This is a genomic window from Neoroseomonas soli (assembly GCF_018129065.1).
GTDB lineage: Bacteria > Pseudomonadota > Alphaproteobacteria > Acetobacterales > Acetobacteraceae > Neoroseomonas > Neoroseomonas soli.
The window spans coordinates 76,352-90,320 of record NZ_JAAEDM010000006.1 but is presented as its reverse complement, the minus strand read 5'-3'; the positions used below and the strand labels follow the sequence as shown (position 1 = coordinate 90,320).

Genomic DNA, 13,969 nt, shown 5'->3' with positions numbered 1-13,969 from the left:
CCGAATCAAGGCCCCGAAGGGCCGCAGGAGGTCTCCGACAGGTTCGGGCGGGACCGGAGCCCCGCCCTGCCCGCCCGCCCCGAAGGGCAGGCGTATCTCGTCAGGCCGTCGCCGAGAGGCTGGCGACGTCCACGCGGACGCCGGGGCCCATCGTCGAGGACACGGCGACCTTCTTCACGTAGGTCCCCTTGGCGCCCGTCGGCTTCGCGCGCTGGATCGCGTCCACGAAGGCGCGGGCATTGGCCAGCAGCGCGTCCTCGCCGAAGGAGGCCTTGCCGATGCCGGCATGGATGATGCCCGCCTTCTCGGCACGGAACTCGACCTGGCCGGCCTTTGCCGCCGTCACGGCGCCCTTCACGTCCATGGTCACGGTGCCGAGCTTCGGGTTCGGCATCAGGCCACGCGGGCCGAGAACCTTACCGAGGCGCCCCACCAGGGCCATCATGTCCGGGGTCGCGATGCAGCGATCGAACTCGATCTTGCCTTCCTGCACCAGCGCGGCGAGGTCGTCCGCACCGACCACGTCGGCGCCGGCGGCCTTCGCTTCCTCGGCCTTCGGGCCGCGGGCGAAGACGCCCACGCGGACCGTCTTGCCGGTGCCGTGCGGCAGGCCGACCACGCCGCGGACCATCTGGTCGGCGTGGCGCGGGTCGATGCCGAGGTTCATCGAGATCTCGATCGTCTCGTCGAACTTCGCCTTGGCGTTGGACTTGGCGAGCTTCACGGCCTCCTCCAGCGCATAGGCCTTCTCGCGGTCGAACGCGGAATAGATCGCCTTCAGGCGCTTGCCCTGCTTGGCCATGGGATCAGCCCTCCACCACGGTGAGACCCATGGAGCGCGCGGAGCCCGCGAGCATCCGCACGGCCGCGTCCACGTCGTTCGCGTTCATGTGCACCATCTTGGTCTTCGCGATCTCGACCAGCTGGGACTTGGTCACACGGCCGACGGACGCACCCTTGCCCGGCGCGGTGGAGCCCTTCTCGAGCTTCGCGGCCTTGAGCAGGAAGTAGGTGTTCGGCGGCGTCTTGGTGATGAAGGAGAAGGTGCGGTCCGTGTACGCCGTGATCACGACGGGCGTCGGCGTGCCCGGCTCGATCTGCTGCGTCGCCGCGTTGAATTCCTTCACGAACTGCATGATGTTCAGGCCGCGCTGACCGAGCGCGGGCCCGACGGGCGGCGACGGGTTCGCCTTGCCGGCCGGGATCTGCAGCTTGATGTAGCCTGCGATCTTCTTCGCCACTGTGGCAGTCCTCTGTTGCTGTCAGAGGCCCGCGGTCCATGCGACCCCGAAGGGTCTCCCGCGTTCCCTGAAACGCCGAAGGCCGGGGAAAGAGCCCCCGGTCGGTCGGCGAGGTCGGGCATCTAGCCCGGGACGGTGGATGAGTCCAGTGCCATTCGCGGGTGCTAACCGCCGCTGCCGTCCCGACGTATAGGAGGAAAGCAGGAGATCCCGCACGCATGCCCTGGCGCGACCGTTCCGGCGCCTTCTCGCCGCTCAAGGCCCTGGTCTTCGCGGGGCTGTTCGTCCCTGCCCTTCTGCTCGCGGCCGAGGCCTGGCAGGCGGCGCTCGGGCCAAAGCCGTGGCAGGCGGCGACGCATGAAAGCGGCACCTGGGCGATCCGCTTCCTGCTGCTCTCCCTCGCGGTGACCCCCGCGCGGCAGGTGCTGCGCCAGGCGCGGATCGCCGAGCTGCGGCGGATGATCGGGGTCGCCTGCTTCGCGTATGCGGCGTTGCACCTGGTGCTCTACGCCGGCGACCTCGCCTTCGACTGGGCCAGGGTTGCGAGCGAGATCCTCCGTCGCATCTACCTGACGATCGGCTTCGTGGCGCTGATCGGGCTGTCGGCCCTAGCCGTCACATCCACCGACGGCGCGGTGCGATGGATGGGCGGGGCTGGCTGGCGAAGACTGCACCGGCTGGCCTACCCGATCGGGGCGCTGGCGCTGGTCCATTTCACCTTGCAGTCCAAGGCGGATGTGACCGAGCCGATGCTGATGGCCGGCCTCTATGCATGGCTGATGGGATACCGGGCGGGCGCGCCGGAAGGCGGAGCGCCCTCGCTGCCGAGGATGTTCGGGCTCGCCTTGGGGGCGGGCGTCGCCACCGCCGGGATCGAGTTCACCTGGTACGGGCTTGCCACCGGTATCGACCCTTGGCGGGTGCTGGAGGCCAATCTGGTCATCGAGTTCGGGCCACGGCCGGCGGTCTGGGTGCTGGTCGCGGGGCTGGCGGCGATGGCGCTGCGGGCGGTCCCGCGCATGCATCGCCGCCGGTCACGCCGCGCCGCGCCGGCATGAGGCGCTTGACGACGGGCCGGCGGCGGTGGCGCACTTGGCCCGCCACCCGCTGGAACGCGCCGGCGGGGAGGAGGTGGCCGTGGCGTCCCATCCTCTTGTCGGAGCCTGGAGGTCGGACTCCCGGGAGGTCATTGCGAACAGCGTTCCGCGGGAGATCTTCGGAGCGCGGCCCGAACGCTGGCTGATCCTGACGCTGGAGGGCCGCACCATGGCGTTGACCGCCGCCGAGGACCGCGCGCCCGGCGAGAGCGAGGCGGAGCGCGCCGCGCTGCACAGATCCATGCTCGCCAGCACCGGCCGCTACCGCGTCGAGGGCGACCGCTTCGCGACGACCCTCAAGGCCTCCCTGACTGCGGCCTGGAACGGAACAGTGGCGGCGCTTCGGCATCGAGGCGACGGGCTTTCCATCCGCCCCGGCGCCGAGCACCCTCTTCCCCGGCCGCACCGATCTCCGGCTGATCGTCTCGGAGCGGGAGGCATGACGCCACAACGACCTCGGGCCGCCGCTGGCCGCAGCACAAGGAGGAAACGATGTCAGAGACACTCAGGCCGCTGATCCTCGACCTTGTCGCCTTCGTCGCGCAACGGCCGCGCCCCTATGCGGAGGTCCTGGACGCCTGGCGGACGTCCTGCCCGCGGCTGACGGTGTGGGAGGATGCGGTGGAGGCGGGCTTCGTCACGCTGCGCGACGGCATGGTGCAGGCCACCGAGGCCGGACGACAGGCGCTGGCGCGGCAGTAGAAGGCAGGGGCTCTGCCCCTGGCCCCGCCAAAGGCCGAAAGGCCTTTGGAAACCGATACTCCGGGCGGGGTCCGGGGTGGCTCGGCCACCCCGGCGGGGGTCGAGGGGGCAGCGCCCCCTCGGTCACGCGATCAGAGCTTCTCGACCTGACCGTATTCGAGATCGACCGGCGTCGAGCGGCCGAAGATGGAGACGGACACCTTCACGCGGCCCTTCTCCTCGTCGACTTCCTCGACCACGCCGTTGAAGGAGGTGAAGGGGCCATCGGCCACGCGCACCTGCTCGCCCACCTCGAAGATCACGGCGGGCTTGCGCGGCTTCTCCACGCCTTCCTGCACCTGGCGCAGCAGGCGCTCGGCCTCGCTGGCGGGTACGGGTTGCGGCTTGTTGCGCGCACCGAGGAAGCCGGTGACCTTCGGCGTGTCCTTCACCAGGTGCCACGCGTCGTCTGTCATCTCCATCTTCACCAGCACATAGCCGGGGAAGAACTTCCGGTCGGTGTCGACCTTGTGCCCGCGGCGGACCTCGGTCACCTGCTCGGTCGGAACCAGGACCTCGTCGAACTTGTCGGCGAGACCCTTCTGCGCGGCCTGCTGCTTGATCTGCTCGGCGATCTTCTTCTCGAAGCCCGAGTAGACATGAACCACGTACCACTTCTTCTCGGCCACGGTGCCGTCTCCCTCAGCCGATTCCGAACACGAGGCGCATGGCCACCTGGATCAACTGGTCCACCACCAGGAAGAACACCGCGGCAAGCGCCGACATCGCCAGCACCAGGCCGGTGGTGACGAGCGTCTCCTTGCGCGAGGGCCAGGTCACGCGACCCACTTCCTGGCGGACTTCCCGGACGAACTGCGCCGGATCGAGTTTGGCCAAGTGACTACCTCTGGAACGATTGCGGGCGGCAGCCCTTACGGGTCGCCACCCACGGTGAATTGCCTCGGGCCTGGCGGCGATGGCAGGGGCGGAGGGTCTCGAACCCCCAACCTCCGGTTTTGGAGACCGGCGCTCTAGCCAATTGAGCTACGCCCCTAATGTCCGCCGCCGCCACAGTAAGCGACGATGGCGGATACGCAAACGCCTGCCGCGGAGTTACGCCACGATCTTCGCGACGACGCCGGCGCCGACGGTGCGGCCGCCCTCGCGGATCGCGAAGCGCAGCCCCTCGTCCATCGCGATCGGCGCGATCAACTCGACGTCCATCGACACGTTGTCGCCCGGCATCACCATCTCGACGCCTTCCGGCAGCGAGACAACGCCCGTGACATCCGTCGTGCGGAAGTAGAACTGCGGACGATAGTTCGTGAAGAACGGCGTATGACGGCCACCCTCCTCCTTCGTCAGCACATACGCTTCCGCCTTGAACTTCGTGTGCGGCGTGATCGAACCCGGAGCCGCCAGAACCTGGCCACGCTCCACATCCTCTCGCTTCGTGCCGCGCAGCAGCGCACCGATGTTGTCGCCCGCCTGGCCCTGGTCCAGCAGCTTGCGGAACATCTCGACGCCCGTGACCGTCGTCTTCACCGTCGGCTTCAGCCCAACGATCTCGACTTCCTCGCCCACCTTGACGATCCCGCGCTCAACGCGACCCGTCACCACCGTGCCGCGACCCGAAATCGAGAACACGTCCTCGACCGGCATCAGGAACGGCTTGTCCACCTCGCGCGCAGGCTGCGGAATGTAGGCGTCCACCGCCTCCATCAGCTTCAGCACCGCCTGCTCGCCCAGTTCCGGCTCACGGTCCTCCAGCGCGCACAGCGCCGAGCCCTTGATGATCGGAATGTCGTCGCCCGGGAACTGGTAGCTGCTCAGCAGCTCGCGCACTTCCATCTCGACCAGCTCGAGCAGGTCGGGGTCCGCCATGTCGCACTTGTTCAGGAACACCACCAGCGCCGGGACGCCAACCTGGCGCGCCAGCAGGATGTGCTCGCGCGTCTGCGGCATCGGGCCGTCGGCCGCCGACACCACCAGGATCGCGCCGTCCATCTGCGCCGCACCCGTGATCATGTTCTTCACGTAGTCGGCGTGGCCCGGGCAGTCCACGTGCGCGTAGTGCCGGTTCGGCGTCTCGTATTCCACATGCGACGTCGAGATCGTGATCCCGCGCGCCTTCTCCTCCGGCGCACGGTCAATCTGGTCATACGCCGTGAACGTCGCACCACCAGCCTTGGCAAGCACCTTCGTGATCGCCGCCGTCAGCGACGTCTTGCCATGGTCCACGTGCCCGATCGTGCCAATGTTGCAGTGCGGCTTCGTCCGCTCGAATTTCGCCTTCGCCATGGCCCTGTCCCGCGTCCTCGTTCCGATCCGTTACCGCCAACACAGTCCCGTGCTCCTCGTGGAGCACACACGTCCCGCGCTCCTGGCGGAGCACACACCGCGCTCCTGGCGGAGCAAACTTGTCCCGCGCTCCTGGCGGAGCGGCCACCCGCGCTTCGCTGGAGCGGGTGACGGGAATCGAACCCGCACAACCAGCTTGGAAGGCTGGGGCTCTACCATTGAGCTACACCCGCGCCGCGAGGCGCCGCGCACCCATCCAAGTTCCCGCCGCCCGGTCCGGGGAATTCGTCCCGTCGTCACGGGCGGGCGATATGGAGGGGGTTGGATTCGAACCAACGTAGGCGCAAGCCAACGGATTTACAGTCCGTCCCCTTTAGCCACTCGGGCACCCCTCCGCAGCCGCTCGCCCAATAACTGGGGCTGGCGGGAGCGCGGGGGGTTAACCGCATGCAGCGCGTGCTGTCAACGGAGCGTCTCGCGGGCGCAGTGCACCGATGATGCCGGGCGGTTTCCTTCCCCTCGCCGCGCAGGCAGGATGGGCGCATGCGACGCCCCCCTAAGCGGCCCGAAAACCGTTCCCCTGCACGCCCCGCCGGCGGCCCGCCCCAGCGCGGCCGCACTTCCCGCCCCGAGGCCGAGCGCCCCGCGCGGAATGAGCCCGCTCCCGGTCGGAAGGCGCGCCAAGGCGCGCGCCCGGGCCGCGACGCACCGGCGGAACCTGTAGCCGAACCGCCCCGCCCCGGTGCCGGAGCGGGCTCCGGCGCCTTCTGGATCTACGGTCAGCATGCGGTTCTCGCAGCCCTGTCCAACCCTCGCCGCAAGCCTCGCCGTCTGCTGGTGACGACAGAGGCCGAAGCCGCCCTGCGCGAGCGATTCGCGGGCCCCTGGCGCGTCACGCCAGAGCGCGCCGACCGCGCCCGCTTCGCCACCTTCCTGCCCGAGGATTCGGTCCATCAGGGCATCGCCCTGCTCGCCGAGCCCCTCGAGCCCGTGGCGCTCGAGGACGCCATCGCCGCCTCGGACGGGCCGGTGCTGCTGCTCGACCAGGTCACGGACCCGCGCAATGTCGGCGCCGTGCTGCGTGCCGCCGCGGCCTTCGGCGCCGCCTGCGTGGTGCTGCAGGACCGCCATGCCCCGCCCGAGACCGGCGCGCTGGCCCGCGCCGCCTCCGGCACGCTCGACGTTGTGCCGGTGGTGCGGGAGGTAAACCTCTCGCGCGCCATCGCCGCGCTTCAGAAGGCCGGATTCTGGGTGCTGGGCCTGGCAGGCGAGGGAAAGCGCACCATCGCCGAAGCCGCCCCGCGCGACCGCCGCGCGGCCCTCGTGCTCGGTGCCGAGGATTCCGGCCTGCGGCGCCTGCAGCGCGAGACCTGCGACGAACTGGTGCGCCTGCCGATGGCTGAGGGGGTCGAAAGCCTCAACGTCGCCGCTGCGGCGGCGGTAGCGCTCTACGAGATTGTGCGGCGGTAGCAGCGCGGACACGGGGGACGGGGCGGCCTGCCTGGAGCCGCCTCCGTTCGCCTCGGATTACGGACACCGCTCCAGGCGCTTGTTTCTGCGAGCATCGTCACCCGATCAGGCAATTCCACCTGATCGGGATCTGCATCTAGAGCGGTTTCCGTTCGCCTCGGCTCACGAACACCGCTCCAGGCCTTTGTTTTAGCGAGCATCTTCACCCGATCAGGTGATTCCACCTGATCGGGATCTGCTCTAGGCCCCGCCAAGCCACAGGACGCGAAGGCAGAAGGCGGCGACCAGCGCGGCGAGGATCGCCCCGCCGACGCCCGCCTTCTCCCCCCACCGGCGCGGGAAGAAGACCGAAGTCGCGTAGAGCGCCGCGACCAGACCCACCAGCGCGACCATGCCGTTGATGGCCAGCGTGCCGATTCGGTCGAAGAAGCCCGTGCGCGTCTCGAAGGCGTCGACGTCGCCGGCCAGCAGTTCCAGCACGCCCGCGATCGCCGTGAGCACGGCCACCAGCAGCAGCACGCGGTAACGGATCCTCACGGTCCCCCCGGCCCTCCCCCATGCGCCGGCTTGCCCCGGCACGGCGCTGCGGACAGCATGCCCGCCTTCGAGGAGGAAACCCACCATGGCATCCGAGGCCGCCGAAGCGATCATCGAGGCTCGCCGCGCCAGGCGCATCCTGGCCCCGCTGGGCGCCCTTGCGCCCGCCACGCCGGAAGCCGGCTACGCCCTGCAGAAGGAGGTCGCGCTCCGCCTCGGCGGCTTGCCGCCGGCGGGCTTCAAGATCGGCGCCACCACGAAGCAGATGCAGTCCATCCTGGGCCTCGCCGGCCCGGCAGCGGGTTTCGTGCCGAAATCCGGCCTGCGCGCCACGCCCGCGACCGCCCGCCACGCCGATTTCGTGAACCCCGGCCTGGAATGCGAGGTCGGGCTGCGTCTCGCCCGCGACATCGCGCCCGGCCCCTGCACGCGGGACCAGGCGGCAGCGGCCGTGGGCGAGGTCTTCGCGGCCATGGAGATCGTCGAGAAGCGCTACGACGACCTGGCGAAGCTCGGCACGCCGACGCTGATCGCGGACCAGGTCTTCCATGCTGGCGGCGTGCTCGGCGCGGCCGTCGCGGACTGGCGCAGCCTCGATCTCGGCGCGACCCGGGGGCGGCTCACGGTGAACGGGGAGGTGCGCGGGGAAGGCGTCGGCGCGGACCTGCTCGGGCACCCCTTCGAGGCGCTGGCATGGCTCGCCTCCTCCGCCTGCGCGACGGAATTCGGCGGGCTGCGCACGGGGCAGGTGGTGTTCCTGGGGTCGGTGACGCCGCCGATCTGGGTCGATGGACCCTGCAAGGTGGTCGTGGAGTTCGATACGCTGGGGAAGGTCGAACTGACCCTCACCTGACAGAAAAGGCGCGAGGGAGGAGAACCTCCCCCGCGACCCCCTCCCTTCTTTGGGAGTCCGCCCTCGCTGGCGGTCAGTAATAGTAGCCGCGGGGCTGGCGGGGGGCGGTCAGGGCGCCGATGGCGGCACCGCCGGCGCCGCCGATCGCCGCACCGGCCAGGGGCGAGCCCCCGGTCAGGGCACCGACCGCGGCACCGGCCCCGGCACCGATGCCGCCGCCGATCAGCGCACGCCGGCCCACCGGGTCCGAACAGGCGGCAAGGGCCAGCGCGACCAGCGACACGGCAAGAATACGAATTTGGGAAATGGCCATGGCCTGCCTCCTGCAGTGGTAATCCATGGCCGCCAACACAATCGCAACGTGTGGCGTTGATCGGGCAGAACCGGGGCGAAGGCAGCCCCGGACATCACATCCGCGTCAGGACGCGCGACGCTTCCGCCCGCCCGTCTTTGCTCCCTTGGGCTCATAGCCGCCACCGCCAGGCCCCATCGGCTTCGGCTTCCAATCCGCCTTTGGCGTGGCCTCCCGCAGGGAGCGGCCGGCGAGGTTGGGTTCCAGGCCAAGGTCCAGGGATTCGAGCCGCTTGATCTCGTCGCGCAGCCGGGCGGCGGTCTCGAATTCCAGTTCCGCGGCGGCGGCGCGCATCTTGCGTTCGAGTTCCGCGATGGTGGCGCGCAGGTCCTTGCCGACGAAGTGCTGCTCCTCCTCGCCTTCCACTGCATCGACGGTGACATAGTCGCCCTGGCTGACGTCCCTGAGCACGTCGGCGATCTCGCGGCGGATGGTCTGCGGGGTGATGCCGTGCTCGGTGTTCCAGGCCTGCTGCTTGGCGCGGCGGCGCTCGGTTTCCTCGAGCGCGTTGCGCAGGCTCCTCGTCATGGTGTCGGCGTAGAGAACCACGCGGCCTTCGGCATTGCGCGCGGCGCGGCCGATGGTCTGGATGAGCGACGTCGTCGAACGCAGGAATCCTTCCTTGTCGGCATCCAGGATCGCGACCAGCGCGCATTCGGGAATGTCGAGGCCCTCGCGCAGCAGATTGATGCCGACCAGCACATCGAAGACGCCCTTGCGCAGGTCGCGGATGATCTCGATCCGCTCCAGCGTGTCCACGTCGGAATGCAGGTAGCGCACGCGGATGCCCGCTTCCGTCATGTATTCCGTGAGATCCTCGGCCATGCGCTTGGTCAGCGTCGTGACCAGCACGCGGCCGCCCTTCTGGGCGACGGCGCGGCATTCTGCCAGAAGGTCGTCCACTTGGCCTTCAACGGGGCGAATCTCGCAGACGGGGTCCACCAGGCCGGTCGGGCGGATCACCTGCTCGGCGAAGGCGCCGCCGGTGCGTTCCATCTCCCAGGGACCGGGCGTCGCGCTGACGAAGACCGTCTGCGGGCGATAGGCGTCCCACTCCTCGAACTTCAGCGGCCGGTTGTCGGTGCAGGAGGGCAGGCGGAAGCCGAATTCGGAGAGGATCGACTTGCGCGCATAGTCTCCGCGATACATGCCGCCGATCTGCGGCACGGTCACGTGGCTCTCGTCCACGATCAGCACGGCGTTGTCGGGCAGATATTCGAAGAGGGTCGGCGGTGGCTCGCCCGGGTTGCGGCCGGTCAGGTAGCGCGAATAGTTCTCGATCCCTTTGCAGGACCCGGTCGTCTCCATCATCTCGATGTCGAAGATAGTGCGCTGTTCCAGGCGCTGGCGCTCCAGCAGCTTGCCTTCCGCTTCCAGTTGCGCGAGCCGTTCCTTCAGCTCGACCTTGATCTGCGAAATCGCCTGGGTGAGCGTCGGGCGCGGCGTTACGTAGTGGCTGTTGGCGTAGATCGCGACGCGTTCCATCTCGCCGGTGATCTCGCCGGTCAACGGATCGAATTCCCGGATGCCGTCGATCTCGTCGCCGAAGAGGGAGACGCGCCAGGCGCGGTCATCCAGGTGCGAGGGCCAAATATCGACGCTCTCGCCGCGCACGCGGAAGGTGCCGCGGGCGAAGAAGGCGTCGTTGCGACGATACTGCTGTTCGACCAGGCCCTTCACCAGCGCGTCGCGATCGATCCGCCCGCCGCGTTCGAGCTTCACGACCATGCGCGAATAGGTCTCGACCGACCCGATGCCGTAGATGCAGGAGACGGAGGCGACGATCACCACGTCGTTGCGTTCGAGCAGCGCCTGCGTCGCCGAATGCCGCATGCGGTCGATCTGCTCGTTGATCTGCGAATCCTTCTCGATGTAGGTGTCCGTGCGCGGGACGTAGGCTTCCGGCTGGAAGTAATCATAGTAGGAAACGAAGTATTCTACCGCATTGTCGGGGAAGAAGGATTTCATCTCCCCGTAGAGTTGCGCCGCCAGCGTCTTGTTCGGCGCGAGCACGAGCGCCGGGCGCTGAAGCTGCTCGATCACCTTGGCCATGGTGAACGTCTTGCCGGAGCCGGTGACGCCGAGCAGCACCTGGTCGCGTTCGCCCTGCTCCAGCCCGCCGGCCAATTCCCTGATGGCCTGGGGCTGGTCGCCGTTCGGCTCGAACGGGGAGACCACGGACAGGCGGCGCTGCGGCGCAGGGGCCGGGCGCTTCTGGGGCATGAACAGGACGGGGCCGGGGGCGATCAGGTTCATCGCCGGAACATGGGCCCGCCGGGGCTAGAGCGCCACCTTCCCGGCGAGTTCCGCCATGCGCGCGGCCTCGGGCTGGCGGCCCTCGAACCAGATGGCGGCGCAGACCTTGGACATGGCGTTGCCGTCGTGGCCGATGCCGGGCACCATCTCCATTCGCCAGTGGCAGGGCACGCCGCGGCGGGCAGCCTCGGAGCGGGCGAAGGCCAGGAAGTTGTGGGCGCGGGCGAAGCGGTGCGGGCCCTGGACGACTGCCTCGGGGTTGGACGGCAGGGACGGCCCGCTCGTCTCGGTATCCGCGTCGCCGGCGAGGATCAGCAGGGGGTAGGCGAGCCAGGCCTCCAGATCGGCATCGGCGAGGCCGAGGCCCCCCAGTCCTTCCGGAAAGCGGCGGTCCAGCGTCGGCAGGGAATACCAGCCCGCATTGCCGCAGCCGATGGCGCAGAAGGGCGAGCGGTCGGTAAGCGACGCCATGCGATGCGCGAACTGCGACCCTGCCGAATGGCCGAAGAGGAAAGCCTGTGTCCGGCGCGTGACGCCGGCTTCCCGCAGCAGCGCGAAGATCCGCGCCGGGATGTGGTAGGCCCAGCCCTGCGCGGGCGTGATGGCGCCGGCGTCATCCAGCACGCCGCCATTATTGTAGGTCTCGGCCCCCGGATGGGTTTCCGCCGAGAAGGTCGGTGCCAGGATCAGCAGCCCGTGGCGGTCCGCGGCCTCGATCCAGAAGTCGCGGTATTCGTCCCCGTTCCGGCCCATGCCGTGCTGGACGAAGACCACCGGGCTGTCGGGCGTGAACCCGGCCGGGCGATAGGCATGCAGCACCAGCGGCTTGCCCGCGCCGTGCATCTCGTCGGTGAAGGGGTGGGCGTTGCGGCCCGGCGCCGATAGAGCGCGGGCGAGATCCTGGGCATTCATCACGGGGCGGGCTTCACGTCCTGGGCGGGGGTGGTCTGGTCCATGCGGCCTTCGAAGGCGAGGCCCCGGCGGAAGGCCCAGGCCGCATTCTCGAAGTGGATGGGGATGACGGGCAGGCGCTCGATCACCAGGCGGCTCGCGGCCTGCATCAGGCGCTCGCGCTCGGCCTCGTCCATGGTGGCGAAGGCGGCGCGGGCCAGGCGGTCGATCTCGGCGTCGGAGAACTCGCCGTAATTGCTCATGCCGAAACCGCGCTCGCGATCCGTGGTGGTGATCCAGGCGCGGAGGAAGAGCTGCGTCTCCTCCGCCGTGGCAGCCCACCCGCCCATCGGCACCGAGAATTCCTTCCGCCCGCGGCGGGGGAAGAAGACGTTCGACGGCATGGCGTCCACCGTGACGGTGACGCCGGCGCGCTGGAAGTACTGCGCCAGTGCCTGCGCTACGCGTGCGTCGTTGACGTAGCGGTTGTTGGTGGCGTGCAGCGTGAAGGTGAAGCCGCTGGCCACCCCTGCCTCGGCCAGCAGTGCGCGGGCACGGGAGGGGTCGTAGGGCAGCATGCCGGCGCCCTGGACGGTGCCGCGCATCCCGTCCGGCAGAAGCTGGCCAGCCGGCGTGGCGAGGCCGTCCATGATGCGTTCCGCGATCGCTCGCCGGTCGATGGCGAGCGAGAGCGCCTGGCGCACCCGCACGTCGCGCAGCGGATTCGAACCGTTCGGGCCCTGCGCGAAGGGCGCGTTCTCCCGCTGGTCCATCTGCAGGAAGATGAGCCGCGTGGTGGGGGAGACCGCCAGCGCAAACGCGGCGTTCTGGCGGATGCGCGGCACGTCGGCCGTGGCCGGCGCCTCGATCACGTCGAGGTCGCCCGCCAGCAGGCCGGCGAGGCGCGGGCCGGCATTTGTCACCGGGCGCAGGCGGACCTCGGCCCAGTGCGGCTTCTCACCCCAATAGGCGTCATTGCGGGCGAGTTCGATGACGCCGCCGCGGCTATAGGTCCGCAGGCGGTACGGCCCGGTGCCGATGACGGCACGGCCCTCGTTGAAGTCGGCCACCGTTGGCCATGGGCCCTCGCGCCCGCACCCTTCGGCCGAATAGGTCAGGCCGCCACGCGCGCCGCGCGGGATGATGGCGACCGAGGCCAGGTCGGAAACCAGCAGGGGCTCCGGTTCCCTGGTGCGGATCACCAGACGGTGCGGGTTCTCCACCTGCATCGCCTCGATGCGGCGGATCTCGCGGGAGAAGGAGCCGACCACCTCGCTCTCGTTGTTGAGCGTGCGGCAATAGGAGAAGACCACGTCCTCGGCGGTGAAGGGCTGGCCGTTGTGGAAGGTCACGCCCTGGCGGAGTTCGAAGACCCAGGTCAGGTCGTCGCGCCGCGACCAGGAGGTCGCCAGCGCCGGCTTCGGCCGCAGCCGGGCATCGAGCGCCGTCAGCCCGTCGAAGATGTGGTCACGGAAGGTGGAATTCGGCGCGGCGGCGTAGTTGTGCGGGTCGGCCGCGGTGGTTTCGGCGGCCATGCCGATGCGCAGGGTCTGCGCCGCGAGGGGCGCGGCGAGCGCGGTCGTGAAGGCGAGCGCAAGGGCAAGGCGGCGCATGGCGAATCATCCCGGCAAGAGGTCTCGGACGGGCCGCACCCTACCGCCGCGCCGTCCCGCTGTCGTCCTGCGCGCTGCGGCATGGCAGGATAGGCATGCGCAGAATCGGAATGAGGATGTCGCGATGCGCATGGCCGCCCTGCTCCTCCTGGCCCTGGGTTCGACAACGCCGGCTTGGGCCGCCCCGGAACGCCGCTGCGGCTGGCTGCACAATCCAACGCCGGCGAACTGGTGGCTGCAGGACCGAGACGGGCCGTGGGTGCTCTCCGTCCAGGGCGGGCCGGAGGTGGCCGGCATGGACGGCATCCCGGACATGACCACGCGCGGCTGGGTCGCGACCAATGGATCCTACGGCTACGGCTGCGCCTGCTTCGTGCTGGAGACCGAGGCGGCGTCGCGGCGCGTGCTGCGCGTGATCGCCGCCGAGTCGTTGCCGCTCGGCCGCTGCCGCGGGGACCGGGCGTTGCCTGCGCCCTGAGGGCAGCGGTTTGCCCGCAGGATATTCGGGTTCCCGCCCGGACCGACAGAACCCCGGACGTGCCGGCCGGTGTCCTGGACAGCAGGCGAGCAATACGGCGGCGGCTGCCCGCGGCCGGGGCGAAGAGGACGACGCAACCCGTTGGAGCATCCTGTGTTTGCGAAGAATCGGGATGTCCGAGACGGGGTAACGAGACCGG

At 69.5% G+C, this 13,969-nt stretch carries 15 protein-coding genes and 3 tRNA genes; 5 read left to right on the top strand and 13 right to left on the bottom strand.

Annotated features, from left to right (window positions below; genetic code table 11):
* Window positions 1-100 precede the first annotated feature (100 nt).
* Both rplA and rplK read right to left on the bottom strand, forming a co-directional pair.
* Window positions 101-802 (bottom strand): 50S ribosomal protein L1, encoded by a 702-nt coding sequence (gene rplA, locus GXW76_RS04035; protein ID WP_211860704.1) that lies wholly within the window; start codon window positions 800-802, stop codon window positions 101-103.
* 4 nt (window positions 803-806) lie between these two features.
* Window positions 807-1,241 carry a 50S ribosomal protein L11 gene (rplK, locus tag GXW76_RS04030; protein ID WP_211860703.1) on the bottom strand — a complete coding sequence of 145 codons (435 nt, stop codon included), beginning with the start codon at window positions 1,239-1,241 and terminating at the stop codon, window positions 807-809.
* Between the two features lie 218 nt (window positions 1,242-1,459).
* Between rplK and GXW76_RS04025 the strand changes: the two genes are divergently transcribed.
* Complete coding sequence (locus tag GXW76_RS04025; protein WP_211860702.1) at window positions 1,460-2,299, top strand: protein-methionine-sulfoxide reductase heme-binding subunit MsrQ; 840 nt, start codon at window positions 1,460-1,462, stop codon at window positions 2,297-2,299.
* Between the two features lie 531 nt (window positions 2,300-2,830).
* Window positions 2,831-3,040: a hypothetical protein gene (locus GXW76_RS04015; RefSeq protein ID WP_211860700.1), complete on the top strand. Its 210-nt coding sequence runs from the start codon at window positions 2,831-2,833 to the stop codon at window positions 3,038-3,040.
* A gap of 131 nt (window positions 3,041-3,171) precedes the next feature.
* Here GXW76_RS04015 and nusG read toward each other — a convergent pair whose 3' ends face one another.
* From nusG to GXW76_RS03985, 6 genes are all read right to left on the bottom strand, one after another.
* The gene (gene nusG, locus GXW76_RS04010) at window positions 3,172-3,708 is read right to left on the bottom strand and encodes a transcription termination/antitermination protein NusG (protein WP_211860699.1); all 537 of its coding nucleotides are present in this window, start codon (window positions 3,706-3,708) and stop codon (window positions 3,172-3,174) included.
* 13 nt (window positions 3,709-3,721) lie between these two features.
* Window positions 3,722-3,916 carry a preprotein translocase subunit SecE gene (gene secE / locus GXW76_RS04005; RefSeq protein ID WP_211860698.1) on the bottom strand — a complete coding sequence of 65 codons (195 nt, stop codon included), beginning with the start codon at window positions 3,914-3,916 and terminating at the stop codon, window positions 3,722-3,724.
* 80 nt (window positions 3,917-3,996) lie between these two features.
* Window positions 3,997-4,073: transfer RNA gene (locus GXW76_RS04000), tRNA-Trp, on the bottom strand.
* A 59-nt stretch (window positions 4,074-4,132) separates the two neighbouring features.
* Window positions 4,133-5,320, bottom strand: a complete 1,188-nt coding sequence (gene tuf / locus GXW76_RS03995; protein WP_211860697.1) for an elongation factor Tu — start codon at window positions 5,318-5,320, stop codon at window positions 4,133-4,135.
* A 159-nt stretch (window positions 5,321-5,479) separates the two neighbouring features.
* A tRNA-Gly gene (locus GXW76_RS03990) sits at window positions 5,480-5,553 on the bottom strand.
* A 79-nt stretch (window positions 5,554-5,632) separates the two neighbouring features.
* Window positions 5,633-5,715 (bottom strand) — tRNA-Tyr (locus GXW76_RS03985).
* A 376-nt stretch (window positions 5,716-6,091) separates the two neighbouring features.
* On the opposite strand from GXW76_RS03985, the gene rlmB reads away from it, so the two are divergent.
* Complete coding sequence (gene rlmB / locus GXW76_RS03980) at window positions 6,092-6,790, top strand: 23S rRNA (guanosine(2251)-2'-O)-methyltransferase RlmB (protein WP_338150881.1); 699 nt, start codon at window positions 6,092-6,094, stop codon at window positions 6,788-6,790.
* A 240-nt stretch (window positions 6,791-7,030) separates the two neighbouring features.
* Here rlmB and GXW76_RS03975 read toward each other — a convergent pair whose 3' ends face one another.
* A complete protein-coding gene (locus tag GXW76_RS03975; RefSeq protein WP_211860695.1) occupies window positions 7,031-7,327 on the bottom strand; it encodes a hypothetical protein in 297 nt (98 codons plus the stop codon).
* An 85-nt stretch (window positions 7,328-7,412) separates the two neighbouring features.
* On the opposite strand from GXW76_RS03975, the gene GXW76_RS03970 reads away from it, so the two are divergent.
* Complete coding sequence (locus tag GXW76_RS03970; RefSeq protein WP_211860694.1) at window positions 7,413-8,180, top strand: 2-keto-4-pentenoate hydratase; 768 nt, start codon at window positions 7,413-7,415, stop codon at window positions 8,178-8,180.
* A 73-nt stretch (window positions 8,181-8,253) separates the two neighbouring features.
* On the opposite strand, the gene GXW76_RS03965 is transcribed toward GXW76_RS03970, so the two are convergent.
* The 4 genes from GXW76_RS03965 to GXW76_RS03950 form a co-directional block, all read right to left on the bottom strand.
* A complete protein-coding gene (locus GXW76_RS03965) occupies window positions 8,254-8,493 on the bottom strand; it encodes a hypothetical protein (RefSeq protein ID WP_211860693.1) in 240 nt (79 codons plus the stop codon).
* 105 nt (window positions 8,494-8,598) lie between these two features.
* Complete coding sequence (gene uvrB / locus GXW76_RS03960) at window positions 8,599-10,788, bottom strand: excinuclease ABC subunit UvrB (RefSeq protein WP_211860692.1); 2,190 nt, start codon at window positions 10,786-10,788, stop codon at window positions 8,599-8,601.
* Between the two features lie 24 nt (window positions 10,789-10,812).
* Window positions 10,813-11,700 (bottom strand): alpha/beta hydrolase, encoded by an 888-nt coding sequence (locus tag GXW76_RS03955; RefSeq protein WP_211860750.1) that lies wholly within the window; start codon window positions 11,698-11,700, stop codon window positions 10,813-10,815.
* On the bottom strand, window positions 11,700-13,292 hold the full coding sequence (locus GXW76_RS03950; RefSeq protein WP_211860691.1) for an ABC transporter substrate-binding protein: 1,593 nt from the start codon (window positions 13,290-13,292) through the stop codon (window positions 11,700-11,702). The genes GXW76_RS03955 and GXW76_RS03950 overlap by 1 nt, the downstream gene beginning before the upstream one ends.
* A 130-nt stretch (window positions 13,293-13,422) precedes the next feature.
* Here GXW76_RS03950 and GXW76_RS03945 point away from each other — a divergent pair, with 130 nt between their 5' ends.
* The gene (locus GXW76_RS03945) at window positions 13,423-13,770 is read left to right on the top strand and encodes a DUF4087 domain-containing protein (protein WP_211860690.1); all 348 of its coding nucleotides are present in this window, start codon (window positions 13,423-13,425) and stop codon (window positions 13,768-13,770) included.
* The last annotated feature ends 199 nt before the right edge of the window (window positions 13,771-13,969 follow it).